Genomic DNA, 24,372 nt, shown 5'->3' on the forward strand with positions numbered 1-24,372 from the left:
TGTTTTTCTTTTTTTCCCCCCGCGGGGGGGGCGCCCCCCCCCCGGCCCCCCCCGCCCCGGCGCGCGGCCCGCGGCCCCCCCCCCCCCACGACCCGCCATTAGCAGACCAGGGGAGGGCGGACGATGACACGAAGGTGTCAACGTCACAACTTGATAGCTCGTCCGGATGAATTCCGCGCGCGCCCTCCCCAACTGATGACCGCTCAACTACCTTTGAGGGGCCGCCAGAAGGGCGCCGTACGCCCCCTCCGCGGCCCCATACTCCTGCTGCTCCACCCCACCCACCGGCCTTCCCGCCCTCCCGAGGAGGACCCGCTGGCCAGCGACATCCCGTCACAGCGGCCCGACGCCAGCACCGAGCCGACCCTCCTGGGGCTGCACCGCTTCAACGAAGCGGACGCCGGCGCCGCCGAGGAGGCCCTGCTGGCCTGCTGCGGCAGCCACCGCTGGGCCCTGCGACTCACCGCCCACCGCCCCTACCCCGACATAGGGTCCCTGCTGGCCGCCGCCAGCGAGGCCTCCTACGACCTCCGCCCGGCCGACCTCGCCGAGGCCCTCGCCGACGAGAGCTGGATGCCGCAGCCCCTGCTCGGCATGCGCGCCCCCGGCAGCCAGGCCGCGCACACCGCGCTGCGGGCGGCCCACGCCGCCTACGAGGCCCGGTTCGGCCACGTCTTCGTGGTCTGCCTGGACGGCGTCGCCCCGGAGGAGATGCTCGACACCGTGCTCTCCTCCATCCGCACCCGGCTGGCCAACGACCCGGACGAGGAGCGGCTGATCGCGGCGGACGAACTCCGGCGGATCGCCCTCACCCGGCTGGAGCACCTGGTCGCCACCCACTCGGAGGCCGGGGCGCGCTGACGCGGGACCTGCCCCGCGCACGGCCGGCCCGGCGCGCCGGGCCGGCCGAACCCTGTTCATCCGTCAGGATGAACCCGACCACCCGTTCGGCCCCCGGAGGCGGGCCACCGGGGCATCGCGACGGAGTCATACCGTCACCCAGGGTGACAAGTGGCGGCTCGGTTCCCGCCCCACTAGGCCAGAAGTGCCTGATTGATCACACCTGGGGACCCCGGAGGCGGTTCCCGACACGGCGTCGATAGGATGCTGGCGGCCGGTGGACCGTACCCGGCCGGGCTGACCGACACCGAAGCCGGCCGAGCCCCCAATCGCTTCCGGAGGGTTTTTCCGTGCCGGCTGGAACGCTGTACCGCGGCCGGGAAGGCATGTGGAGCTGGGTGGCTCATCGAGTCACCGGCGTCCTCATCTTCTTCTTCCTGTTCGCCCACGTCCTGGACACCGCCCTGGTGCGAGTGTCGCCGGAGTCCTACGACACCGTCATCCAGACGTACAAGACTCCGCTCGTGAACCTGATGGAGTACGGCCTGGTGGCCGCCATCCTGTTCCACGCGCTCAACGGCCTGCGCGTCGTCGCGGTGGACTTCTGGTCCAAGGGCCCGAAGTACCAGAAGCAGATGCTGTGGACCGTCGTAGGGGTCTGGGTCGTCCTGATGGCCGGCTCCTTCTACGGCATCCTGCAGCACACGCTGATCTCCTGGTTCGGGAAGTGAGCTGACTGATGTCCACGGATTACTCCGACGCGATCGTCGTCCCCTCCAAGCAGGCGCACACCGGCAAGGGCCTCGGCACCGGCAACCCCGCCGACGCCTTCGTCATCGAGCCGCCGCGCAAGCGGACCGCGAAGACCCCGCGCCGCACCCGCACCAACTTCGAGATGCTGGCCTGGCTCTTCATGCGCCTGTCCGGTGTCGTCCTGGTCGTGCTGATCCTCGGTCACCTGCTGATCATGCTGGTGCTCGACGGCGGCGTCTCCAAGATCGGGTTCGCCTTCGTGGCCGGCCGCTGGGCCTCGCCGTTCTGGCAGGGCTGGGACCTCCTGATGCTCTGGCTCGCCATGCTGCACGGCGCCAACGGCATGCGTCAGGTCATCAACGACTACGCCGAGAAGGACTCGACCCGGCTCTGGCTCAAGGGGCTCATGGGGACCGCCACGGTGTTCACCGTGCTGCTCGGGACCCTGGTGATCTTCACCTTCGACCCCAACATCTGAGCCGCGAGCACCATCGACCATCGGCAGAGGCCAGAGGCGAGTTAACCCCCCATGCAGATTCACCAGTACGACACCGTCATCGTCGGCGCCGGCGGTGCCGGCATGCGCGCGGCCATCGAGTCGACGCAGCGCAGCCGCACCGCCGTCCTGACCAAGCTCTACCCGACCCGGTCCCACACCGGCGCGGCCCAGGGCGGCATGTGCGCCGCCCTGGCCAACGTCGAGGAGGACAACTGGGAGTGGCACACCTTCGACACGGTCAAGGGTGGTGACTACCTGGTCGACCAGGACGCCGCCGAGATCATGTGCAAGGAGGCCATCGACGCCGTCCTCGACCTGGAGAAGATGGGCCTCCCCTTCTCCCGCACCGAGCAGGGCCGGATCGACCAGCGCCGCTTCGGCGGTCACTCCCGCAACCACGGCGAGGCCCCGGTCCGCCGCTCGTGCTACGCGGCCGACCGCACCGGTCACATGATCCTCCAGACGCTGTTCCAGAACTGCGTCAAGCACGGCGTCGAGTTCTTCAACGAGTTCTACGTCCTCGACCTGCTGCTCAACGAGGGCAAGACGGCCGGCGTCGTCGCCTACGAGCTGGCCACCGGCGAGATCCACGTCTTCCAGGCCAAGTCGGTCGTGTTCGCCTCCGGCGGCACCGGCAAGTTCTTCAAGGTCTCCTCGAACGCCCACACCCTCACCGGTGACGGCCAGGCGGTGGCCTACCGCCGCGGCCTGCCGCTGGAGGACATGGAGTTCTTCCAGTTCCACCCGACCGGCATCTGGCGCATGGGCATCCTGCTCACCGAGGGCGCCCGCGGCGAGGGCGGCATCCTGCGCAACAAGGACGGCGAGCGCTTCATGGAGCGCTACGCCCCCGTCATGAAGGACCTCGCGTCCCGTGACGTCTGCTCCCGCGCGATCTACACCGAGATCCGCGAAGGCCGCGGCTGCGGTCCGGACGGCGACCACGTCTACCTGGACCTCACCCACCTGCCGCCGGAGCAGCTGGACGCCAAGCTCCCGGACATCACCGAGTTCGCGCGCACCTACCTCGGCATCGAGCCCTACACGGACCCGATCCCGATCCAGCCCACCGCGCACTACGCCATGGGCGGCATCCCGACCAACGTCGAGGGTGAGGTCCTGCGCAACAACACCGACGTCGTCCCGGGCCTGTACGCGGCCGGCGAGGTCGCCTGCGTGTCCGTGCACGGCGCCAACCGCCTCGGCACCAACTCGCTGCTGGACATCAACGTGTTCGGCCGGCGCGCGGGCATCGCCGCCGCCGACTACGCCAACGCCAACGAGTTCGTCCCGCTCCCGGAGGACCCGGAGACGCTGGTCCAGGGCATGGTCGACAAGCTCCGCGAGTCGACCGGCACCGAGTCCGTGGCGCAGATCCGCAAGGAGCTGCAGGAGACCATGGACGCCAACGCGATGGTCTACCGCACCGGCGCCACCCTGAAGCAGGCGGTCGAGGACATCGCCGCGCTGCGGGAGCGCTACAAGCACGTCTCCATCCAGGACAAGGGCTTCCGGTACAACACGGACCTGCTGGAGGCCATCGAGCTGGGCAACCTGCTCGACCTGGCCGAGGTGCTGGCCGTCTCCGCGCTGGCTCGCGAGGAGTCCCGCGGCGGCCACTACCGCGAGGACTTCCCGACCCGTGACGACGTGAAGTTCATGCAGCACACCATGGCGTACCAGGAGGTCGCCGCCGACGGCAGCACCTCCATCCGCCTCGACTACAAGCCGGTCGTCACGACCCGCTACCAGCCGATGGAGCGTAAGTACTGATGAGCACTCCGACTGTGGAGCACTCGGCCGCTCTGGACGCGGTCGAGGCCGGTGGCGTACAGCTGATCACCGTCACCTTCCGGATCCGCCGGTTCAACCCGGAGGAGCACCCGGACCCGGTGTGGGTCGACTACCAGCTGACGATGGACCCGAAGGAGCGCGTCCTGGACGCGCTCAACAAGATCAAGTGGGAGCAGGACGGCACCCTCACCTACCGCCGTTCCTGCGCGCACGGCATCTGCGGCTCCGACGCCATGCGGATCAACGGCCGCAACCGGCTGGCGTGCAAGACCCTGATCAAGGACGTCAACCCGGAGAAGCCGATCACGATCGAGGCCATCAAGGGCCTGACGGTCCTCAAGGACCTGGTCGTGGACATGGACCCGTTCTTCCAGGCGTACAAGGACGTCATGCCGTTCCTCATCACCAAGGGGAACGACCCGACCCGCGAGCGGCTGCAGTCCGCCGAGGACCGCGAGCGCTTCGACGACACCACCAAGTGCATCCTGTGCGCCGCGTGCACGTCGTCCTGCCCGGTGTTCTGGAACGACGGCCAGTACTTCGGCCCGGCCGCCATCGTCAACGCGCACCGCTTCATCTTCGACTCGCGCGACGAGGGTGCCGAGCAGCGCCTGGAGATCCTCAACGACCGCGAGGGCGTGTGGCGCTGCCGCACCACCTTCAACTGCTCCGAGGCCTGCCCGCGTGGCATCGAGGTCACCAAGGCGATCCAGGAAGTGAAGCGGGCCCTGGTCACCCGCCGCTTCTGATCCCCGCCCGACAGTACGGAGGCCCCCGCCCGATCCTCGGATCGGGCGGGGGCCTCCGTGTTCCTCACTTCAGCACGCCGGCCCCGGAGGGGTCGCTCCAGCCGCTGAAGTACACCAGGTGACGGTCGGCGGTGACGGCCCACAGGTCCGGCTTGCCGTCGCCGTCCACGTCGCCCGAGCTGCCGAGGGTCGGGTACTTGTCGACGGTGAAGCCACTCGCGACGACGTCCGCACTCGGGTCGGCGAGGGCGGAGAAGTCGAAGGTGCCGTCGGCCTTCTTCACGATCGGGTAGGCGTGCAGCCGGCCGGTGGCCCGCTCGCGGGCCCAGAGGGTCAGGTTGCCGGCCGAGTCCGGCCCCGGGGCGATCAGGTCGTACCCCGCCCAGGCGCCGTTGGCGGTGAGCTGGCGGGCGCTGCGCAGCCGGTAGGAGAAGCCGGGGTTGGCGAACAGCCAGAGGTTGCCGTCCTCCACCGTCATCAGGGAGGAGACCATCCGGCTGTCCAGCGAGCCGATCAGGGCGATCTGGTCGGCCTTGTGCCAGTCGGTGGCGAAGCCGGCCGGGCAGGTGGCGGCCGTTCCGGCGGCGTCCTGGCAGGCGGACGGCCGGGAGACCGCCGAATAGCCCTGGGTGAACGAGGCGTAGTCCTGGTTGCTGTAGAGGTACAGCGCCGGCGAGCCGCTCGGGTGCATCAGCAGGTCGTCCATCGGCGCGTGCGCGTTGGCGTCCCAACCACGGTGCGCCACCTGGACGTTGGACCACGAGGTCTGGTTCGGCGACTGAACGGCCCGGATCACGGCGGACGGGGTGGTGTCGCCCGAGTTGCCGCTGATGATCTGCAGGTTGCCCCCGGCGTCCGGCAGCAGGACGTCCGGGACGCCGTCCCCGTCCACGTCGCCGAGCGCCTTGGGCGGGTTCTGGTTCCACGGGGCGTAGAAGGTGTAGCCCGCCCCGCCGACGTTGCCCGCGTCATCGATCACCTGGACGTTGAGGGTGTTGGTGCCCCAGTTCAGGACCCGCAGACTGACGGTCGCGGTGCCGTCGTCTTCCGGGACGACGGCGTCGGGCGAGTCGCAGCCACCGACGCCGAGGTCGCCCCATCCGTACCGGATGCAGGCGATCCCGGAGGACTCGCCGCCGGCCGGCACCGGGTCGGTGGCCTTGACCACGAAGGTGCCGAACTGGCCCGCGAACTTGGGGGCGGCACCGCTCGCCGGGAAGTCGGTCGAGCTGACCGTGGCGGTCGGGCTGGTGGTGTCCACCGTGAAGTGGCAGTCCGCCGACGGAGCCGAGGCCTGGGTGCCCTGGAGCGCCCAGGCGTGCCAGGCGTAGCTGTGCCCGTCCAGCAGGCCGGGGACGGTGAGGGCGGCCGACCGGTCGGATCCGGCCTGGGCCTCACCGGTGAACACCGGGTCCTCGGCGCCGGTGGTCACGTCCCAGACCCCGAACCGGGCACCGGTGCCGGCGACCTTGACGTCGAGCGCCGGCCCGTTGACGCTCCGGCCGATCCAGGTCGGATCCGCCGCCGAGTCGCAGGCCCCGACGTGGGACGAGTCGACACCCTGGTTGGTGCCGAGGACGGCCGGCGCGGTGTCGGCCACGGCAGCCGTCGGCGCGGCCAGCAGACCCGCGGCCACGGTCGCCGCCGCGACCCCGCTGACTCTGCGCAGGCGTACGTGCTTCATCGAAATCCCCACCCCTCGTGCTCGGCGCGTCCGGTACGCGCATGAGAGCGGAGAGGATCTTGCCAGCGAGGGCCGACGGAGGCAACGCGGATTTCCGGTGGAGCCCGGCCGCGCCGCGTGCTCAACGCGGGGCCCCGCCCGAGTTGTTCGGGCGGGGCCCCTTGTGCGTCCGGGCTCAGCCCGGCGCGCCGAGATCCTCCGGCGAGGACCAGCCGCTGAAGGTCACCGGGTGACGGTCGGCGGTGACGGCCCACAGATCGGGCTTGCCGTCCCCGTCGCCGTCGCCCGGGCCGCCCAGGGTCGGGCAGGCGGTGGTGGGGAAACCGGTGGCGACGGCGACGGCCTCCGGGTCGGCGGGGCCGGGGGGATTTCAGTCGGTGGCCGGGGTGCGGCGGGTGGCGCGGAGGCCGCGGAGGCCGATGGTGCCGACGGCGATGCCGAGGAGGAAGGAGGTGACGGCGAGGAGGAGGTGGATCCAGAAGAAGGCGGTGGGCTGGGAGTGGTCGCCGTTGACGAAGGCCTGGCCGCCGGAGTCCTTCCACAGGTTCTTGACGAAGGTGGTCCAGATGATCATCGACCAGACGCCGAAGGCGGTCAGGAACCAGGAGGTGCGGCGGCTGAGCTTCATGGGGTGGTCCTCGGCAGGGTGGCGGCGGTGTGCCTCCCCAGTATGCGCGGGCCGCCGATCGGCCCAGGGCGGGCCCCTCGTGCGGAGGACCCGTCCGGTGTGGCGGACGGCGGGGCGCCGCGATGGGTACGGTCAACTGGTGTCCACACGCCGTCATTCCTTCACCCAGCTGTTCGCCGCGGTCACCGCGGCCCTCCCGGTCCTGCTCGCCGCTCCGGCGGCGGTCGCGGCTCCGCAGGCGCCGCCCCCGTCGACCGCGGTCGGCGGTGAGCGGCTCGGGCTCCCCGGGGTCCAGGTCGATCCGCTGGCGGGGGCGCCGGCGCTGCCGACGGACCTCACCGGCCAGTCCTGGATAGTCTCCGACGCCGCGTCGGGCGAGGTGCTGGCGGCCTACAACCCGCACCTCCGGCTGCCCCCGGCGAGCACCCTGAAGATCCTCTTCGCGGACACCGTGCTACCCAAGTTCGACCGCAACGCGGTGCACCGGGTCGCCGACGAGGAGATCCAGAACATCGGCCCCGGCAGCAGCCTGGTCGGCATCAAGGAGAACCTGGACTACCGGGTCGAGGACCTGTGGCGCGGGGTGTTCCTCAGTTCGGGCAACGACGCCGTGCACGTCCTGTCGCACATGAACGGCGGCATCCAGCCGACCGTCAACGAGATGCAGGCCCGCGCCGACGCGCTGCAGGCCCGGGACACCAAGGTGATCTCCCCGGACGGCTACGACATGGACGGCCAGGTGTCCTCGGCCTACGACCTGTCGCTGTTCGCCCGTTCCGGCCTGGGCAACGCGGACTTCCGGATGTACTGCGCGACCCGGGAGGCGATGTTCCCGGGGGCCGTTGACAAGAACACCGGCCAGCGCGGCAGCTTCGGGATCGCCAACACCGACCGGCTGCTGGGCAAGTACCCCGGCCTGATCGGGGTGAAGAACGGCACCACCACCAACGCCGGCTCGACCTTCGTCGGCGCCGCCGAGCGGGGTGGGCGGACCCTGCTGGTGACGGTGATGCACCCGGCCAGCTACCAGCGGGTGTACGACGAGACGGCCGAGCTGCTGGACTGGGGCTTCGCCGCGGCGGGCAAGGTGCGGCCGGTCGGTCGGCTGGTCGACGAGAAGCCGGCCGGCGGCGAGGAGCCGACCGGTCGGGCGGGCGGCGCCGCGGGGTCCCCCGCCCCGCCGCCGCAGCCCTCGGCCGGGCCGGGCCGCCCCGCGGCGGCGGCCGGGGACGACGGGCTCGGCCTGGGCGGCTGGTCGGCGGTGGTGGCCGGGGCCGTGGTCGCGGTGGGTGCCGTGGTGGTCGTACGGCGCCGGTCGGCGGGCCGTACCTGGAGGTGATCCCGGGTGCGCGGGCCCGGCCTCAGTCCTGGGGCAGGGCCTTCGCCGTCTCCGCTCCTCGGGCCTCGGACTCGTCGGCCGCGGCCAGCAGGGCCCGGCCGTGCGCCCTGGTGCGCTCCCGGGCGTCCGCCGGGTCGGCCGTCGCCGTCCAGGCCACGCAGTACATCAACAGCCGGCTGACGAAGTTGATCCAGAGCAGCAGCGCCACCGGAGTGGCGAAGGCGCCGTACAGGCTCCGCCCGGCGACCGAGCCGAGGTAGGAGGCGAGCAGCAGTTTCAGCAGTTCGAAGCCGACCGCGCCGATCAGCGCGCCGGTGAGGAGGTCCCGGCGGTGCTGGCCGGTGATCCCGGGGAAGGGCGCCAGCAGGTAGGCGAAGAGCAGCATGTCGCACGCTATGGCGATCAGCACTCCGACCGCGGTGAGCAGGTAGCCGCTGTCGAAGCCGCTGGCGTGGGCGATCCGCCCGGCGAGCGTGGTGCCGGCCGCCGAGGCGGCCAGCGAGAAGAGCGACACCAGGCCGAGGCCGGCCAGCACCACGACGTCCCAGGCCTTGCGCAGCACCGGGTTGCCCTTCTCGTCGGGCAGTTGCCAGAGGTCCCGGATCGAGGTGCGCATGGTGTCCACCCAGCCGAGACCGGAGACCAGCAGCAGGGCGCCGCTGACCAGCCCGAGGGCACCCGCGTTGGCCACCAGGGAGGGCAGGTTGAGCGCGTCCGACAGGCCCGGCAGCTGGTCGGAGATGCGGTGCTGGAGGTCGTCCACCTGACTGCCGTTCAGTGTCGCGACGGCGATCGCCAGTCCGACGGTGAGCAGCGGGAACAGGGCCAGGAAGCCGAAGAAGGTGACGGCTCCGGCCAGCCGGTTGCCACGGGCGGCGGAGAAGTACTCGTACACCCGGTAGGGGCGGCTGCGCAGCACCCGGGCCACGAGCGGGCCCAGGACCGGAAGGCGGGTCAGGAAGTCCACCCGACCGGTTATACCGGCCCGTCCCCCGAACGGCCGTCAGGCGCGGGCCGGATCCCCGGGCCGGATCCCCGGGCTGGTTCCGGCGGGCGGGCCCGGCCGGCGGGCCCCCGGGGTCAGCGGCTGACCAGCCGGCGGGCCTTCGCCAGCGCGCGGACGGCCTGGTAGGCGGTGTAGCGGCCCTGTCCGAGCAGCTCGGTGCGCACGCCGTCCACACCGGCCGGCGGGCGGTAGCCGGCCGGGCGCAGCCGGGCGCAGTGCTCGGCGGCGCGGCGGAAGTACTCGCGGCGGTCGCCGGGCGGGACCCGGCCGGGCTTGGCGACCACGGTGTTGAGGTGGTTGAGCATCTTGCCGTAGACGACGGGGCGCCACCGGTCCAGGTCGGGGCGGCGGTCGAGGAAGGCGAAGACGAGGTCGTACTGGGCGAACACGTCGAAGTGCTTGCGGCTGGCAGTGGCCAGGATGTTGCCACCCTCCTGGCGCTGGCGGTAGTGCACGCCGACCCGGTCCAGCAGGGTGATGGAGGCGGCGGCGAGCAGCGCCGGGTACGTCCAGGGGGTGTCCTCGTAGTAGCCGGCCGGGAACTCCAGCCGCTGCTCGGTGATGAACCCCCGGCGGTAGGCCTTGTTCCAGACGACCTGGAGCAGGTCGAGCAGGTCGGGGCGGGCGGCGAGGTCGAAGACGTCCGGGGAGGCGGCGCCGAAGACGTGCCCGGCGGCGGCCCGGGTGATCCGGCCGTCGGCGTAGCTGCGGGCGTAGTCGTAGACCAGGACGTCCGGGTCGCCGGTGGCGGCGAGGCGCTCGTCGACGGTGCGGAGCAGGTCGGGGGTGAGGGTGTCGTCACTGTCGAGGAAGACCACGTAGTCGCCGGTGGCGACCTCCAGGCCGGCGTTGCGGGCCCGGCCGAGGCCGACGTTCTCCGGCAGGTGGAGCACCCGGACCCGGGGATCGGCGGCCGCCGCTTCGTCCAGCAGGGTTCCGCAGCCGTCCGGCGAGCGGTCGTCCACCGCGATCAGTTCGAAGTCCGGTCCGTCCTGTCCGAGGACCGATTCGAGGCACTCGGCGAGGTAGTCCTGGACCTGGTACACGGGGACGATGACACTGAAGCGGGGCACGGGGCCCAGCGTAGTGGGCCCGGGGGCAACCGGGCCCCGGAGGTAGGATCGGGGCGCACGTACGCACCGATCCCTTGTGCGGCAAGGCCCCCACGGGGCTGCCACGCTCCTCCCGAGAAAGGCCTGCGTAGCCGATGGCTCCCCGCCTCTCCATCGTCGTTCCGATCTACAACGTCGAGCGTTACCTCGTCGAATGCCTCGACTCGATCGCCGCCCAGACCTTCACGGACTTCGAGTGCGTCATGGTCGACGACGGTTCCAAGGACGGCAGCGCGGCGCTCGCCGAGGCCTACGCGGCCCGGGACTCCCGGTTCCGGCTGGTCCGGCAGGTGAACAAGGGCCTCGGCGCGGCCCGCAACACCGGCATCCGGCACATCGACCCGGACTCCGAGTTCCTGTGCTTCGTGGACAGTGACGACTCGATGCCGCCGAGCGCCTACGAGCTGATGATCAACACGCTGGAGGAGACCGGCTCGGACTTCTGCACCGGCAACGTGCTGCGGTTCCGGGCGGTGGGCTACTACCAGTCCGGCGGGCACGTGAAGCCGTTCAAGGAGACCCGGCTCAAGACCCACATCACCGAGCTCCCGGCGCTGGTCACCGACCGCACCGCGTGGAACAAGGTGTACCGCCGGTCCTTCTTCGACGCCGCCGACCTGCTGTACCCCGAGGGCATCCTGTACGAGGACGCGCCGGTCAGCGTGCCGCACCACTACCTCGCCAAGAGCGTGGACGTGCTCTCCGAGCCGATCTACCACTGGCGCGAGCGGGAGGTCGGCGAGATGTCGATCACCCAGATGCGCACCAACCCCAAGGGCCTGGTCGACCGGGTCGCCTCGGTCGAGCTGGTCCGCGGCTGGCTGAAGAAGCAGACCGAGCCGCGCTTCGCCGAGTACCTGCGCTCCTACGACGAGAACACCCTCGTCGAGGAGATCCCGATGTTCTTCTGGTCCGTCGTGGACGGCGACAAGGAGTACCGGGACGCCTACGTCCAACACGTCAGCCGGCTGCTCCGCTCGATCGGCCAGGAGCAGGTCCGCAAGCTGCGCGCGCCGCTGCGGCTGAAGTACCACCTGACCCTGCAGAACCGCGTGGACGAGCTGGTCGAGCAGATCAAGTACGAGGGCGACAGCGGCGGCGGCGTGCAGGCCCGCGGCCTGCTGCGGCCGTACGCGGACTACCCGTTCCTGCGCGGCGGGCGCAAGAGCGTGCCGTCCGGCGTGCTGAAGCTGGACAACTCGCTGGTCATGCGCAGCCGGCTGTACCAGAGCGCCTGGGTCGGCGGGAAGCTGGAGCTGACCGGGCACGCCTACCCGGAGCAGCTGGGCGCGGCCAACAAGCACGACATGGTCCGCACCCTGGTGCTGCGCGAGGCCAAGGGCCGCCGGGTCGTCGCGGTGCCGATGAAGACCCAGTACAGCCCCGAGGCCACCGCCAGCTGCAACCACGACCTGTACAGCTGCGACTGGTCCGGCTTCACCGTCGCCCTGGACCCGAAGAAGCTCAAGCACCGCGGCCAGTGGAAGGACGGCCACTGGCGCGTCCTGGTGGCCGGCGCGGGCAAGGGCGGGATCTACAAGGGCCGGATCTCGGCGGGCTGGAGCGACACCGCCGAGTCGATCCCGCTGCACTGGGTCGAGCCCGACGTGCGGATCGTGCCGTGGGTCCGGGACAACTTCGTCTACCTGCAGGTGGAGACCGTCAAGGCCCGGGTGACCGGCCTGGCCGCGCAGGACGGCCGGATCGAGGTCTCCGGCGCGGCCCGCTCCGGGGCGAGCTTCGTCGGGGCCCGGCTGCGGCTCACCCACGTCGAGTCGGACCGCGAGCTGACCTTCCCGCTGGAGCTGGGCACTCCGGTCGGCACCCTGCAGCCGTTCACCTCCGCCGTCGAGGTGGCCGAGCTGACCGCCGTCCGCGAGGCCTGGGCCGAGCTGGACCCGGTGGCCGCCGAGCGGGTGCGGGACCGCTGGGACAGCGCGCTGGTGCTGGCCGACGGCGTGGTGCTGCCGCTGGTCTGGGACGACCGCAACGCGCCCGAGCAACTGCACCTGCCGCTGGACCCGCAGGCGCCGGTCGAGCAGCGCCGGGCGATCTACACCAAGCCCTCCCCCAGCGGGCACCTGCAGTTCTCCGACCAGCTGCTGCAGCCGGTGGTGGACGAGGTGTCCGCGCGCGGCGCCGACGGCTTCCTGCTGAGCGGCTCGTTCCCGCTGCCCGGCGCGCACCGCTGGGAGCTGGTGGTCCGGCACCACTGGCGCGAGGAGGAGCACGTCTACCCGGTGGAGATCTCGGACGGCCGGTTCCGCACCGCGCTGCCCGCCGTGCCCACCGCCTCCTTCGCCGGGCAGGTCCCGCTCGCCCACGGCACCTGGCGGGTCTTCTTCCGTCCGGTCGGCGTGCCCGGCGTCGACCTGCCGAACGGCTACGTGCAGATCGCCCCGAGCTGCTTCGACTCCCTGCCGGTGGAGGTGGAGTCCCGCGGCAAGCGGATCGCGCTGGAGCGCCGCCAGCACGACTGCCTGTCGCTGGAGTCGCACGCGGCGCTGATGCCCGAGGAGCGGGCCGGCTTCCGCCAGCGCCAGATCCGCAGCGTCGACTACCCGGCCGCCCGTCGGCTGCCGGTGCGCGACACCGTGCTGTACAACGCCGGGAACAACAGCGTCTACGCCGACTCCCCGAAGGCGATCCACGAGGAGCTGGTCCGCCGCGGCCTGCCGCTGGAGCACCTGTGGGGCAACGACGACCTGCAGGCCGACCTGCCGCGCACCGCGCAGGCGATCCGGCTCTGGAGCCCGGAGTGGTTCGAGGCGCTGGCGACGGCCAAGTACATCGTCACCAGCACCCACCTGCCCGACTTCTTCGTCCGCCGCCCCGGCCAGGTGGTCGTGCAGACCTGGCAGGGCAGCCCGCTGAAGCAGGTCGGCTTCGACTTCGAGAAGGTCTGGTTCACCGACTCCAGGTACCTCAAGAGCCTGGCCCGCGAGGTGCCGAACTGGAGCCTGCTGGTGGCCGGCAACAGCTGGTCGGCCCCGGTGCTGCGGCGCGCGTTCGACTACCAGGGCGAGATCCTGGAGAGCGGTTCGCCGCGGAACGACCTGCTCTTCGCGGCCGACCGGGAGAAGACCGCGGAACAGGTCCGTGAGCGGCTCGGCCTGCCCGAGGGCAAGAAGGTCGTGCTGTACGCGCCGACCTGGCGCGAGGACCGGCGCCGGCCGAACGGCGGCTACCAGATCGACCTGCGGATCGACCTGGAGGCGGCCAAGGCCGCGCTCGGTGACGACCAGGTGCTGCTGGTGCGCCGGCACAGCCTGATGTGCGGCCAGATCCCGGGTGCCGGCAACGGCTACGTCTGGGACGTCGGCACCTACCCCGACATGGCGGAGCTGCTGCTGATCGCCGACGTGCTGGTCACCGACTACTCGTCGAGCGTCTTCGACTTCGCCAACACCGGCAAGCCGATGTTCTTCTTCACCCACGACCTGGAGCACTACCGCGACAACCTGCGCGGCTTCAGCCTGAACTTCGAGGCCGAGGCCCCCGGTCCGCTGCTGGCCAGCTCCACCGAACTGGTCGACGCGCTCGGCCGGGTGGACGAGGTCGCCGCCGAGTACGCGGACAAGGCGGCCGCTTTCCGCGAGGCGTACTGCGACCTGGACGACGGCAAGGCCGCCGCCCGGGTGGTCGACGCGATGCTCCGCAAGGAGTAGTCCCCGGCACGCCGCGAGGCGCCCGGCGCGATCCGCGCCGGGCGCCTCCGTGCTTTCTGGGAATTTCCTGGGAAGTGTCGGCCCTTTACGTGCATTTTGCACTCGAACTGATGTTTTGTTGACGAATTTCAACGGATATTCTGCGAACCCCGCAGTTGACCCGGGGTGCCTTCCCGGTATGGGATATCAATTCGGCCCCGGTCCGGTCGACACCGGAACGCGGCCCTCCCGGCCACCGCCACCGCCGGGACGCCGTCCCCCCGAAGGGTCCCCGCCCCATGTCTGCGCTCACCCGGTTAGTCCTGCCGCACGCCGCCCCGTGGGTGAGCCCGGGCCGGCCGGCCGACGACGAGGACGTGGTGTTCGGACTGCTGCGCGCCCGCTGGCACGGCCGCGGACTGGAGCTCACCGGCTTCGGCCGCCCGCTGGACCTGGACACCGGCCGCCCCGGCTCGGCCTGGACCTGGCTGACCCTGCGCCACGAGCGCGGGACGGTGCCGCCGCTGCGCCTGCGCTCCCGGCCCCGCCGGCTGCCCGAGGTCACCGACGACAGCGCCCAGCCCGAGCACAACCACGACTGGTCCGGCTTCACCGCCCTGGTGGAACCCTCCCGGCTGCGCCAGGACGACCGCTGGCAGCTCGGCGACTGGCAGGTCGAGACCACCCTCCTCACCCGCCCCCGCCCCACCCGGCTGCGCCGTCAGTACGGCGCCCTCGCCCCCCACTGGTGCGGCTCCGGCGAATACCCGCCCGCCCGCTGGGTGGACCGCGACGTACGCCTCCAGCCGTACTTCGAGGACGGCCGGCTGCGGCTGCGGCTGGAGCGCCCCGGCGTCCGGCTCGACCACGCCGGGCCCACCCCCGACGGCCTCCGGCTGGCCGGCACCGCCGACCACTGCCCCGGCGGCACCGTCCTGCGGCTGCGGCACCGGCAGAGCGACGCGGTGATCGAACGGCCGCTCACCCGCACCGGCAACACCTTCGCCGTCGACCTGCCGTACCGGCCGTTCACCGCCGACGGGCGCGGCCGCCGCGAACTGGAGCACTGGGACGCCGAACTGCTGCGCCCCGACGGCGGCACCGACCAGCTCTGCCTGGACGAACGCGGCGGCCCGGTGGCCGGCCAGCACCCGCTGCCGGACGCCCCGGACCGTGTGCTCTACCTCAAGCACCTCGCCGACGGCCGGCTCCAGGTCTGCGTCCAGCCCGCGGCCGGGATCGTCGACCGGATCGCCGTCCACTTCGGCGGCTTCGAACTGTCCGGCCACTGCCCGGACCCGGCCGCCGACCGGCTGGAACTGGTCCTGCGGCACGGCGGCACCGCCGGCGAGGTCCGCGCCCCGGTCGAGCCCGGGCCGGACGGCCGCTTCCGGGTCCGGGTGCCCGCCACCCGCACCGGTTCGGACGGCGCCGTGCTGCCGCTGCGCAAGGGCGTCTGGGAGGCCGCCCTCGAGCCGGCCGACGGCTCCGGCCCGGCCCGGCCGCTGCTCGCCGCCGCGGCCGTCCTGCCCGCCCTGCCCGCCACCGCGACCACCGGCGGCAAGGACGTCCTGCTGCAGCGCCGCTGGAACGACACCCTGCTGGTGGACTCCACCCCGGTGCTCGACGCCGCCGAGCGCAGCGCCTGGACCCAGGCCCGGCTACGCACCGGGCACTACCCGGCCGCCCGCCGCGAGCCGCTGCGCGAGGCGGTGCTGTACGACGTCTTCGGCGGCCGCGGCTACGCCGACTCCCCGCGCGCTGTGCACGCCGAACTCGTCCGCCGCGGCGAGCAGCTGGAGCACCTGTGGGTGGTCGACGACGGCCAGGCCGAGCTGCCGCCCGGGGTCGTCCCGATCCGGATCTGGAGCCCGCAGTGGTACCGCGCGCTGGCCACCTGCCGGTACCTGGTCGGCAACACCCACTTCCCGGACTTCCTGGAGCGCCGCACGGGCCAGGTCGTGGTGCAGACCTGGCACGGCTCATTACTGAAGCGGATCGCCCACGACGTCGACAACCCCTGGCTGGCCGACCACGGCTACCTGGAGGCGCTCGACCGGGAGACCCCGCAGTGGAGCCTGCTGCTCTCCCCCAGCGCCTTCGCCACCCCGATCCTCCGGCGCGCCTTCCGCTACGACGGCGAGGTCCTGGAGTCCGGCTACCCGCGCGGCGACGTGCTGGCCCGACCCGAACCGCGGACCGCCGCAGCCGTCCGCCGCCGGCTCGGCGTCCCCGAGGGCAAGCGGGTCGTGCTGTACGCGCCGACCTGGCGCGAGGACCAGCGACGCGGCGACGGCGAGGGCTTCCGGCTCGACCTGCGGCTTGACCTCGACCACGCCCGCCGGCTGCTCGGCGAGGACCACGTGCTGCTGGTCCGCCCGCACTCGCACGTGCGCGACCCGCTGCCGGGCGCCGACGACGGCTTCCTGTTCGACTGCGGGGACTTCCCCGACCCGCAGGAACTGCTGCTGATCGCGGACGTGCTGGTGACCGACTACTCGTCGATCATGTTCGACTTCGCGATCACCGGCCGCCCGATGTACTTCTTCACCTACGACCTGGAGCACTACCGCGACACCCTGCGCGGCTTCTACTTCGACTTCGAGCGGGACGCCCCCGGCCCGTTGGTGCCCGACTCGGCCGAACTGCTCGCCGCACTACGCGAACTCGCCGACCGCGGAGCGGGACTGCCGCCCGGCTACGCCGAGCGCTACCGGCGCTTCCGGGCCGGGCACTGTGCCCTGGACGACGGCGGTGCGGCCCGGCGGGTGGCCGACCGGATGCTCGAACTCGGCCGCACCGCGCGGTAGTTCAGCCGCGGTTCGGGAGCGGCGCCGGCTCAGGAGAAGCGGTAGTCCCGCCAGGGCCGCCAGACCTCGTCCGCGTCGAACCGGGAGAGCGAGAATCCCGGCACCAGGAAGCCCGCCCGGAACCCGCGCGCCTGCTCGTACGCCTGGTCCAGCACGTCGTCCGACAGGCCGTGGGCGACCGTCACGTGCGGGTGGTACGGGAAGGCCAGCTCGCGGGCCAGCGGGCCGGAGCGGACGTCCGCCTCCAGCAGCCGGCACTCCTGCGCGCCCTCCTCGACCCGGACGAACACCACCGGGGAGACCGGGCGGAAGGTGCCGCCACCGCGCAGCAGCATCCGGAACGGCCGGTGCGAGGCCGCCACCGACGCCAGGTGCTCCTCGATCTTCGGCAGCGCCTCGGCCGGCACCTCGGTGGGCGGCAGCAGGGTGACGTGCGTCGGTATCGAGCGGGCCTGGGGGTCCCCGAGGCCGGCCCGGGCGTCCTGGATCCGCGCGCCGTGCGGGTCCGGGACGCTCACGGACACACCGATGGTGAGGAGCTCCGGGAGCCCCTCACCACCGGGCAGACGGGTGAGCGGAGTCACCGCTTGGCGGCCGGGAGGAAGCCGATCCGGTCGTACACGGTCGCCAGCGTCTCGGAGGCCACCGCGCGGGCCTTCTCGGCGCCGATCGCCAGCACCCGGTCCAGCTCGGCCGGGTCGTCCAGGAAGGCGCTGGTGCGCTCCTGGAAGGGGGTGACCCACTCGGTGTACAGCTCGGCCAGCTCGGTCTTCAGGGCGCCGTACATCTTGCCCTCGAAGTGCGCGACCAGCTGCTCGACCGACTGGCCGCTGAGCGCGGAGTGGATCCGCAGCAGGTTGGAGACGCCCGGCTTCTGCTCCTCGTCGTAGGAGACCACGGTGCCGGTGTCGGTGACGGCGCTCTTGAACTTCTTGGCGCTGGCCTTGGCGTCGTCCAGCAGGCTGACCAGGCCCTTGGCCGAGGAGGCCGACTTGCTCATCTTGATGCCCGGGTCCTGGAGGTCCATGATCTTCGCCGTCTCCTTGAGGATGTACGGCTTCGGGATCGTGAACACCGGCGCGTAGCGCGAGTTGAAGCGCTCCGCGATGTCGCGGGTGATCTCCACGTGCTGGCGCTGGTCCTCGCCGACCGGGACGGCGTCCGCCTGGTAGAGCAGGATGTCCGCGATCTGCAGGATCGGGTAGGTGAACAGGCCGACGGTGGTGCTGTCAGCACCGTACCGGGAGGACTTGTCCTTGAACTGGGTCATCCGGGAGGCCTCGCCGAAGCCGGTGAGGCAGTTCATCACCCAGGCGAGCTGCGCGTGCTCGGGCACGTGCGACTGGACGAACAGCGTGCAGTGCTCCGGGTCCAGCCCGGCGCCGAGCAGCTGGGCCGCGGAGACCCGGGTGTTCTGGCGCAGGGTCACCGGGTCCTGCGGCACGGTGATCGCGTGAAGGTCGACGACCATGTAGAAGGCGTCGTTCTCCTTCTGCAGGTCGACCCACTGGCGCACGGCGCCCAGGTAGTTGCCGAGGTGGAACGAGCCGGAGGTGGGCTGGATGCCGGAGAGCACCCGGGGACGGTCCTTGACCGGACCAGTGACCGCTGCGTTGACCATGCGGGCCATTGTTCCAGTTCCCCCGGTCGCTCAGGAAACCTCTGCCCCAGGAGGCTCCTCCGGTGTGACCGCACTCACCCTCACCCGGGCGATCCGCCGGCCCTCCACCTTGGCCACCGTCAGCAGCACCTCCCCGCCGCCCTCGACCGGCACCCGGGCCTGGTCGCCGTCCCGGGGCAGCCGGCCGAGCGAGGCGACCAGGCAGCCGGCCACCGTCTCGTACGGGCCCTCGGGCAGGGTGACGCCGGTCTCCTCCTCGAAGTCGCCGAGGTTCAGCAGACCGTCCAGTTCCGTGCCGCCGCCGGCCAGCCGGCGGGTGGGGGCGGACTCCGGCCGGTCGTACTCGTCCCGGATCTCGCCGACCACCTCCTCGACCAGGTCCTCCAGGGTGACGATGCCGGCCGTGCCGCCGTACTCGTCCACCACGATGGCCAGGTGGTGGCCCTCCCGGCGCATCTCGCCCATCGCCTCCAGCACCCGCTTGGTGCCGGGCAGCAGCTTGACCGGGCGGGCCAGGTCGCGGACCTTGACGGCCTGCTCGCCGCGGGCGCCGTAGAGGTCCCGGACGTGGACGAAGCCGACCACCGCGTCGGCGCTGCCCTCGACCACCGGGTAGCGCGAGTGCGGGGAGGTCTCCGCCTGGTGGCGCACGGCGGCCAGCGGACGCTCGGCGTCCAGGAAGGTCACCTCGGTGCGCGGGACCATCACCTCGCGCAGCTGGCGCTCCCCGGCGGCGAACACATCCGCGATCAACGCCCTTTCGTCGCTTCCCAGTTCGGTGTTGGAGGCGACCAGTCCGCGCAGTTCCTCGGAGCTCATCGAGCCGCGCCCGGCCGCCGGGTCGCCGCCGAACAGCCGGACCATCAGGTTGGTGGAGTGGCCGAGCAGCCAGATCACCGGGCGCAGCGCCACCGACATCACGTCCACCACCGGGGCGGCGGCCACCGCGATGGACTCGGCGCGCTGCAGGCCGATCCGCTTGGGGGTGAGCTCGCCGAGCACCAGCGAGACGTAGCTGATCACCAGGGTGAGGCCGACCAGGGCGATCGCGTCCGCCACCCCCTGGGACACTCCGGCCCGGACGAACAGCGGGGCGACCTTGCCGGACAGCGTGTCCGCGCCGAACGCGGCGGACAGGAAGCCCATGCAGGTCACGCCGACCTGCACTGCGGCCAGGAAGCGGTTCGGGTCCGCGGCCAGGTGCGCGGCCCGGGCCGAGCGCCGGGTGCCGCGCGCCTCCAGCGCCCGGATCTGGCCCTCGCGCAGCGAGATCAGCGAGATCTCGGCGACGTTGAACAGCCCGCCCAGCAGGATGAAGACGAGGACGAGCGCGGCGTCCCCGAGGGTTTCGTTCACAGCGGGCCAGTGTAGGCGGCCGAGGCGTCCCGGCCCGGGGCCCCGCCCCGAGCCGAAGGGGCGCGCCGGTGCCGAAAGGGAGAAGCGGGGGAGCGAGGAACGAGCGAGGGAGCGCCGAGCGTCGGCACCGGGCCAGAGCGGCCCGGAGGCGAGCGGGCGAATCACGGCGACGGCCCGCCGCCTCCCGGGAGCGGGAGGCGGCGGGCCGTCGGAAGGGCCGTGCGGCGGGGCTCAGATGAGGCCCAGCTCCTGGACCGCGTCGCGCTCCTCGGTCAGCTCCTTGACCGAGGCGTCGATGCGGGCGCGGGAGAAGTCGGAGATCTCCAGGCCCTGGACGATCTCGAACTTGCCGTCCTTGGTGGTGACCGGGAAGGAGGAGATCAGGCCGGCCGGGACGCCGTAGGAGCCGTCGGAGACGACACCCATGGAGGTCCAGTCGCCCTCGGCGGTGCCGTTGACCCAGGTGTGGACGTGGTCGATGGCGGCGTTGGCGGCCGACGCGGCCGAGGAGGCGCCGCGGGCGTCGATGATGGCCGCACCGCGCTTGGCGACGGTCGGGATGAAGTCGTTCTCCAGCCAGGCCTGGTCGCTCCCGACGGCCTCGAAGGCCGGCTTGCCGGCGATCTCGGCCTGGAAGATGTCCGGGTACTGGGTGGCGGAGTGGTTGCCCCAGATGGTGACGCGCTTGATGTCGGAGACCAGGGCGCCGGTCTTGCCGGACAGCTGGCCGACCGCGCGGTTGTGGTCCAGGCGGGTCATCGCGGTGAAGCGCTCGGCCGGGACGTCCGGGGCGTTGCGCTGGGCGATCAGGGCGTTGGTGTTGGCCGGGTTGCCGACGACCAGGACCTTGATGTCGTCCGCGGCGTGGGCGTTGATGGCCTTGCCCTGCGGGCCGAAGATGCCGCCGTTGGCCGAGAGCAGGTCGCCGCGCTCCATGCCGGCGGTGCGCGGACGGGCGCCGACCAGCAGCGCGACGTTGGCGCCGTCGAAGGCCTCGTTCGGCTGGTCGGTGATCTTGATGTCGCGCAGCAGCGGGAAGGCGCAGTCGACGAGCTCCATGGCGGTGCCCTCGGCGGCCTTCAGGCCCTGCGGGATCTCCAGGAGGCGCAGGTTCACCGGCACGTCGGCACCGAGCAGGTGGCCCGAGGCGATGCGGAAGAGCAGCGCGTAGCCGATCTGGCCGGCTGCTCCGGTGATGGTGACGTTGACGGGGGTGCGGGTCATTTCTACCTTCTCCAGCAAATCGCCAGGTGCCCCAGGCACACCGGCGCACTGGAGCCGAGGATGATCTCTCGACATCGAGAGACCGGCGTCAGGTTATCGCAAAGGGAAGCGTACGCCGCGTGCCCGGACGTGGCTGATGCGTCACAGACGCACCGCGGCCCCGCCCGGGAATCCCGGACGGGGCCGCGGTGCACGACGCGGCGCGGCGGCTCAGCGCTTGGGCCGGCCGATCAGGTGGCCGATGTTGTCCAGCAGCGGGAACTCCAGCCACGGGTTCGGCTGGGCGACCAGGGTCAGCAGCACGATCGAGGCGCCCAGGAAGGCCAGCACGATCACATCGGTGAAGCGGCTGCGGACCGCCAGCATCCCGACCTCCGGCAGCACCAGCCGCAGCACGGCGCCGAGCAGCACCCCGGTGCCGAGGATCAGCAGCCCGTACTTGAAGCCGTCCTTGAAGTCGGCGAACCAGGTGACCGCGAGGCCGGCGCCGACCACCGACAGGACCAGGGTTATCGGCCACTGCCGGACCGGCAGGGCGTGGTCGCGCCCGAGGGCCGGGGCGGCCCCCTCGGGCGGCAGGGTGCCGGTGGTCTTGACCGGCCTCTGCCGGGGCCGCGCCGGTCGCGGTTCAGTCATGCTCGCCGTCCCTCGGGGGTCAGACGCCGGCGCGGCGCTCGGCCGCCTCGACGATGTTGTTGAGCAGCATCGCGCGGGTCATCGGGCCCACGCCGCCGGGGTTCGGGGAGATCCAGCCGGCCACCTCGGCCACGCCCGGGTGGACGTCGCCGACGATCTTGCCCTCACTGCGGCTGACGCCGACGTCCAGCACCGCGGCGCCCGGCTTGACGTCCTCCGGCTTGACCAGGTGCGGGACGCCCGCGGCGGCCACGATGATGTCGGCCTTGCGCAGGTGCGCGGCGAGGTCCCGGGTGCCGGTGTGGCACAGGGTGACGGTGGCGTTCTCACTGCGGCGGGTCAGCAGCAGGCCGATCGAACGGCCGACGGTGACGCCGCGGCCGACCACGACCACCTCGGCGCCGTTGATCGCGACGTCGTGCCGGCGCAGCAGCTCGACGATGCCCAGCGGGGTGCACGGCAGCGGGCCCTCGATGCCCAGCGCGAGGCGGCCGAGCGAGGTCGGGTGCAGGCCGTCGGCGTCCTTGTCCGGGTCCATCAGTTCCAGGACCGGGTTCTGGTCCAGGCCCTTGGGCAGCGGCAGCTGGACGATGTAGCCGGTGCAGGTCGGGTCGGCGTTGAGCTCGCGGACGACGTTCTCGACGTCCTCCTGGGTGGCGGTCGCGGGCAGCTCGCGCTGGATCGAGGCGATGCCGACCTCGGCGCAGTCCTTGTGCTTCCCGTTGACGTACCAGCGGCTGCCCGGGTCGTCGCCGACCAGGACGGTGCCGAGGCCGGGCGTGACGCCCTTCGCCTTGAGGGCCGCCACGCGGGCGGCGAGTTCGGACTTGATCGCGGACGCGGTGGCCTTGCCATCGAGAATCTGGGCAGTCATGACCCCATTCTCCCGGATCGCGAACGCCCCTCGTAACGGGGCCGGTCGGGCGACCGGACGGGTACGGAAGGTCCGCACCACGTTGCGGTTCCGCCACAGTCTTGACCTTGCCCCCGCAACCGGCTGGACAGCGCGCTGCCGTCCGGTTGACGATATGCGGGCATTCCCTGCCGCGACCCGGCCCGGTGACGGGCCGACGGATCCCGCGGCGGGGCGTACCCGGGGGAAAGAGCCAGTGATCCGACCACAGCACACCGACCAGCCCGACCGGCACGGCGCCCTCACCCGCCCGTGTCCGTCCCGGCGTCCGATCACCCGCTCCTCCCAGCACTGAGCCGGCCGCGCCCGTCACCGCCGCCGGGCTGTCACCGCGCTCCGCCAGCGTCCCGTTCCGTCGACGATCCGACTCGCCGGCCGCAACCGGGTCCTCCGCCGTCCCGTCCCCGCGTCCCGTAACCGCCCGGAGGCATCCATGAGTTACCCGCCCGACCCGAACAACCCGTACGGCCAGCAGCCGCCCGCGCCGTCCTACGGCTACCCGCAGCAGGCCCCGCCGACGGTGCCCGGCTACGGCTACCCGCAGGCCCCGCCCGTGCCGGGCTACGGCTACGCGCCGGCCGTGCCGCAGTCCATGCCGGGCCTGGTGACCACCGCCCGGGTGCTGCTGTTCATCGTGGGCGGTGTGCAGGCGATCCTGGCGATCGTCTACCTGCTCATCGGGGCCGCTGCCAAGGACGTCACCAACACGGCCCGGGCCTCCACCAGCGACAACCCGTTCACCGCGATGGGCGACGCCGCCGCCGGTGTCCTGATCGTCATCGCGATCGTGTTCGCGCTGTTCGCCGCGCTCTCGATCACGCTCGGCGCCAAGTTCGGCAAGGGCGGCAACAACGTCCGGATCACCACCATCGTGTACGGCTCGCTCGGCGGCCTGGTCGGCCTGCTGATCCTGCTGGGCGCCATCACCGCCGGCACCGCGATCGGCTTCGTGATGGCCGGTCTGTGGCTGGCGATCAGCATCATCTGGATCACCGCCATGTGCGTCCAGGACGGCGTCAACTGGTTCAACCGGCCGCGTTACTGATGCCGCGTCCCGGCCCCGCATCCCCGTAACCGCCCGGAGGCACCCATGAGTTACCCGACCGACCCGAACAACCCGTACGGCCAGCAGCCGCCCGCCCAGGGCTACGGCTACCCGCAGCCGGCCCCGCAGGCCGCGCCGGGCTACGGCTACCCGCAGCCGGCGCCCTCGCCGTACGGCTACGCGCCGGCCGTGCCGCAGCGCATGCCGGGCCTGGTGCTGACCGCCCGGGTGCTGCTGTTCGTCATCGGCGGCGTGCAGGTCGTCCTCACCGGCATCCTGCTGCTCGCGGCCGCCGGCGCCAAGAAGGTCGCCAACGAGCACACCACGAGCAGTGACACGGCGGTCTTCGGCAACGCCGCGGCCGGAGTCCTGCTGGTCCTCGGGGTGGTCTACCTGCTCGCCGCGGTGCTCTCCATCACGCTGGGGGCCAAGTTCGGCAAGGGCGGCAACGCCACCCGGATCACCACCATCGTGTACGGCTCGATCGCCACGCTGCTCGGCATCGCGGTGCTGATCAGCGGGATCACCGGGGCCAAGACGGTCGGCCCGGGCGCCGGCTTCGGCGTGGTCGTCGGCGGCCTGTGGATCGCGATCTCGATCATCTGGATCGTCGCGATGTGCACCCAGGACGGCGTCAACTGGTTCAACCGGCCGCGCTACTGAGCGGACGGCACGGTCACGGCGAAGCGGCCCGGCCCCCTCCTCGGAGGGGGCCT

General features: G+C 71.9%; 20 protein-coding genes. 10 read left to right on the top strand and 10 right to left on the bottom strand.

What is annotated here, in order from left to right; all coding sequences use genetic code 11:
* Positions 1-327 precede the first annotated feature (327 nt).
* The 5 genes from ACFWIS_RS24970 (at position 328) to ACFWIS_RS24990 (ending at position 4,635) form a co-directional block, all read left to right on the top strand.
* Complete coding sequence (locus tag ACFWIS_RS24970; RefSeq protein WP_380458021.1) at positions 328-861, top strand: 2-oxo-4-hydroxy-4-carboxy-5-ureidoimidazoline decarboxylase; 534 nt, start codon at positions 328-330, stop codon at positions 859-861.
* A gap of 329 nt (positions 862-1,190) precedes the next feature.
* Positions 1,191-1,571, top strand: coding sequence for a succinate dehydrogenase, cytochrome b556 subunit (sdhC, locus tag ACFWIS_RS24975; protein ID WP_033332398.1), 381 nt, complete (start codon positions 1,191-1,193; stop codon positions 1,569-1,571).
* 8 nt (positions 1,572-1,579) lie between these two features.
* Positions 1,580-2,071, top strand: coding sequence for a succinate dehydrogenase, hydrophobic membrane anchor protein (gene sdhD / locus ACFWIS_RS24980; protein ID WP_380457955.1), 492 nt, complete (start codon positions 1,580-1,582; stop codon positions 2,069-2,071).
* Positions 2,072-2,122: 51 nt separating this feature from the next.
* Positions 2,123-3,865, top strand: coding sequence for a succinate dehydrogenase flavoprotein subunit (gene sdhA / locus ACFWIS_RS24985; protein ID WP_380457953.1), 1,743 nt, complete (start codon positions 2,123-2,125; stop codon positions 3,863-3,865).
* The gene (locus tag ACFWIS_RS24990) at positions 3,865-4,635 is read left to right on the top strand and encodes a succinate dehydrogenase iron-sulfur subunit (protein ID WP_360238089.1); all 771 of its coding nucleotides are present in this window, start codon (positions 3,865-3,867) and stop codon (positions 4,633-4,635) included. Before sdhA ends, ACFWIS_RS24990 begins: the two co-directional genes overlap by 1 nt.
* Before the next feature lie 64 nt (positions 4,636-4,699).
* On the opposite strand, the gene ACFWIS_RS24995 is transcribed toward ACFWIS_RS24990, so the two are convergent.
* On the bottom strand, positions 4,700-6,319 hold the full coding sequence (locus tag ACFWIS_RS24995) for a hypothetical protein (protein ID WP_380457951.1): 1,620 nt from the start codon (positions 6,317-6,319) through the stop codon (positions 4,700-4,702).
* 370 nt (positions 6,320-6,689) lie between these two features.
* Positions 6,690-6,947: an SCO4848 family membrane protein gene (locus ACFWIS_RS25000; protein WP_380457949.1), complete on the bottom strand. Its 258-nt coding sequence runs from the start codon at positions 6,945-6,947 to the stop codon at positions 6,690-6,692.
* Between the two features lie 139 nt (positions 6,948-7,086).
* Between ACFWIS_RS25000 and ACFWIS_RS25005 the strand changes: the two genes are divergently transcribed.
* Entirely contained in the window at positions 7,087-8,286 is a 1,200-nt protein-coding gene (locus ACFWIS_RS25005; RefSeq protein WP_380457947.1) for a D-alanyl-D-alanine carboxypeptidase family protein, read from the top strand.
* 22 nt (positions 8,287-8,308) lie between these two features.
* Here ACFWIS_RS25005 and ACFWIS_RS25010 read toward each other — a convergent pair whose 3' ends face one another.
* Together ACFWIS_RS25010 and ACFWIS_RS25015 are read right to left on the bottom strand one after the other, a co-directional pair.
* Complete coding sequence (locus ACFWIS_RS25010; protein WP_380457945.1) at positions 8,309-9,253, bottom strand: YihY/virulence factor BrkB family protein; 945 nt, start codon at positions 9,251-9,253, stop codon at positions 8,309-8,311.
* 113 nt (positions 9,254-9,366) lie between these two features.
* Entirely contained in the window at positions 9,367-10,365 is a 999-nt protein-coding gene (locus ACFWIS_RS25015) for a glycosyltransferase family 2 protein (RefSeq protein WP_380457943.1), read from the bottom strand.
* A gap of 134 nt (positions 10,366-10,499) precedes the next feature.
* Between ACFWIS_RS25015 and ACFWIS_RS25020 the strand changes: the two genes are divergently transcribed.
* Together ACFWIS_RS25020 and ACFWIS_RS25025 are read left to right on the top strand one after the other, a co-directional pair.
* On the top strand, positions 10,500-14,072 hold the full coding sequence (locus ACFWIS_RS25020; protein WP_380457941.1) for a CDP-glycerol glycerophosphotransferase family protein: 3,573 nt from the start codon (positions 10,500-10,502) through the stop codon (positions 14,070-14,072).
* A gap of 278 nt (positions 14,073-14,350) precedes the next feature.
* On the top strand, positions 14,351-16,861 hold the full coding sequence (locus ACFWIS_RS25025; protein WP_380457939.1) for a CDP-glycerol glycerophosphotransferase family protein: 2,511 nt from the start codon (positions 14,351-14,353) through the stop codon (positions 16,859-16,861).
* A 29-nt stretch (positions 16,862-16,890) separates the two neighbouring features.
* Here ACFWIS_RS25025 and ACFWIS_RS25030 read toward each other — a convergent pair whose 3' ends face one another.
* From ACFWIS_RS25030 to ACFWIS_RS25055, 6 genes are all read right to left on the bottom strand, one after another.
* Complete coding sequence (locus ACFWIS_RS25030; RefSeq protein WP_380457937.1) at positions 16,891-17,379, bottom strand: 2'-5' RNA ligase family protein; 489 nt, start codon at positions 17,377-17,379, stop codon at positions 16,891-16,893.
* Positions 17,380-17,441: 62 nt separating this feature from the next.
* On the bottom strand, positions 17,442-18,482 hold the full coding sequence (trpS, locus tag ACFWIS_RS25035) for a tryptophan--tRNA ligase (protein WP_380457935.1): 1,041 nt from the start codon (positions 18,480-18,482) through the stop codon (positions 17,442-17,444).
* Positions 18,483-18,512: 30 nt separating this feature from the next.
* On the bottom strand, positions 18,513-19,838 hold the full coding sequence (locus ACFWIS_RS25040) for a hemolysin family protein (protein ID WP_380457933.1): 1,326 nt from the start codon (positions 19,836-19,838) through the stop codon (positions 18,513-18,515).
* A gap of 231 nt (positions 19,839-20,069) precedes the next feature.
* Complete coding sequence (locus ACFWIS_RS25045) at positions 20,070-21,062, bottom strand: malate dehydrogenase (protein WP_380464010.1); 993 nt, start codon at positions 21,060-21,062, stop codon at positions 20,070-20,072.
* A gap of 210 nt (positions 21,063-21,272) precedes the next feature.
* Positions 21,273-21,698, bottom strand: a complete 426-nt coding sequence (locus ACFWIS_RS25050; RefSeq protein ID WP_380464008.1) for a DUF3017 domain-containing protein — start codon at positions 21,696-21,698, stop codon at positions 21,273-21,275.
* Between the two features lie 19 nt (positions 21,699-21,717).
* Complete coding sequence (locus ACFWIS_RS25055; protein ID WP_380464006.1) at positions 21,718-22,572, bottom strand: bifunctional methylenetetrahydrofolate dehydrogenase/methenyltetrahydrofolate cyclohydrolase; 855 nt, start codon at positions 22,570-22,572, stop codon at positions 21,718-21,720.
* 472 nt (positions 22,573-23,044) lie between these two features.
* Between ACFWIS_RS25055 and ACFWIS_RS25060 the strand changes: the two genes are divergently transcribed.
* Positions 23,045-23,656: a hypothetical protein gene (locus ACFWIS_RS25060; RefSeq protein WP_380464004.1), complete on the top strand. Its 612-nt coding sequence runs from the start codon at positions 23,045-23,047 to the stop codon at positions 23,654-23,656.
* Between the two features lie 45 nt (positions 23,657-23,701).
* Positions 23,702-24,319, top strand: a complete 618-nt coding sequence (locus ACFWIS_RS25065) for a hypothetical protein (protein ID WP_380464002.1) — start codon at positions 23,702-23,704, stop codon at positions 24,317-24,319.
* Positions 24,320-24,372 lie beyond the last annotated feature (53 nt).

This window comes from Kitasatospora sp. NPDC127060 (assembly GCF_042724935.1).
Taxonomy (GTDB): Bacteria; Actinomycetota; Actinomycetes; order Streptomycetales; family Streptomycetaceae; genus Kitasatospora.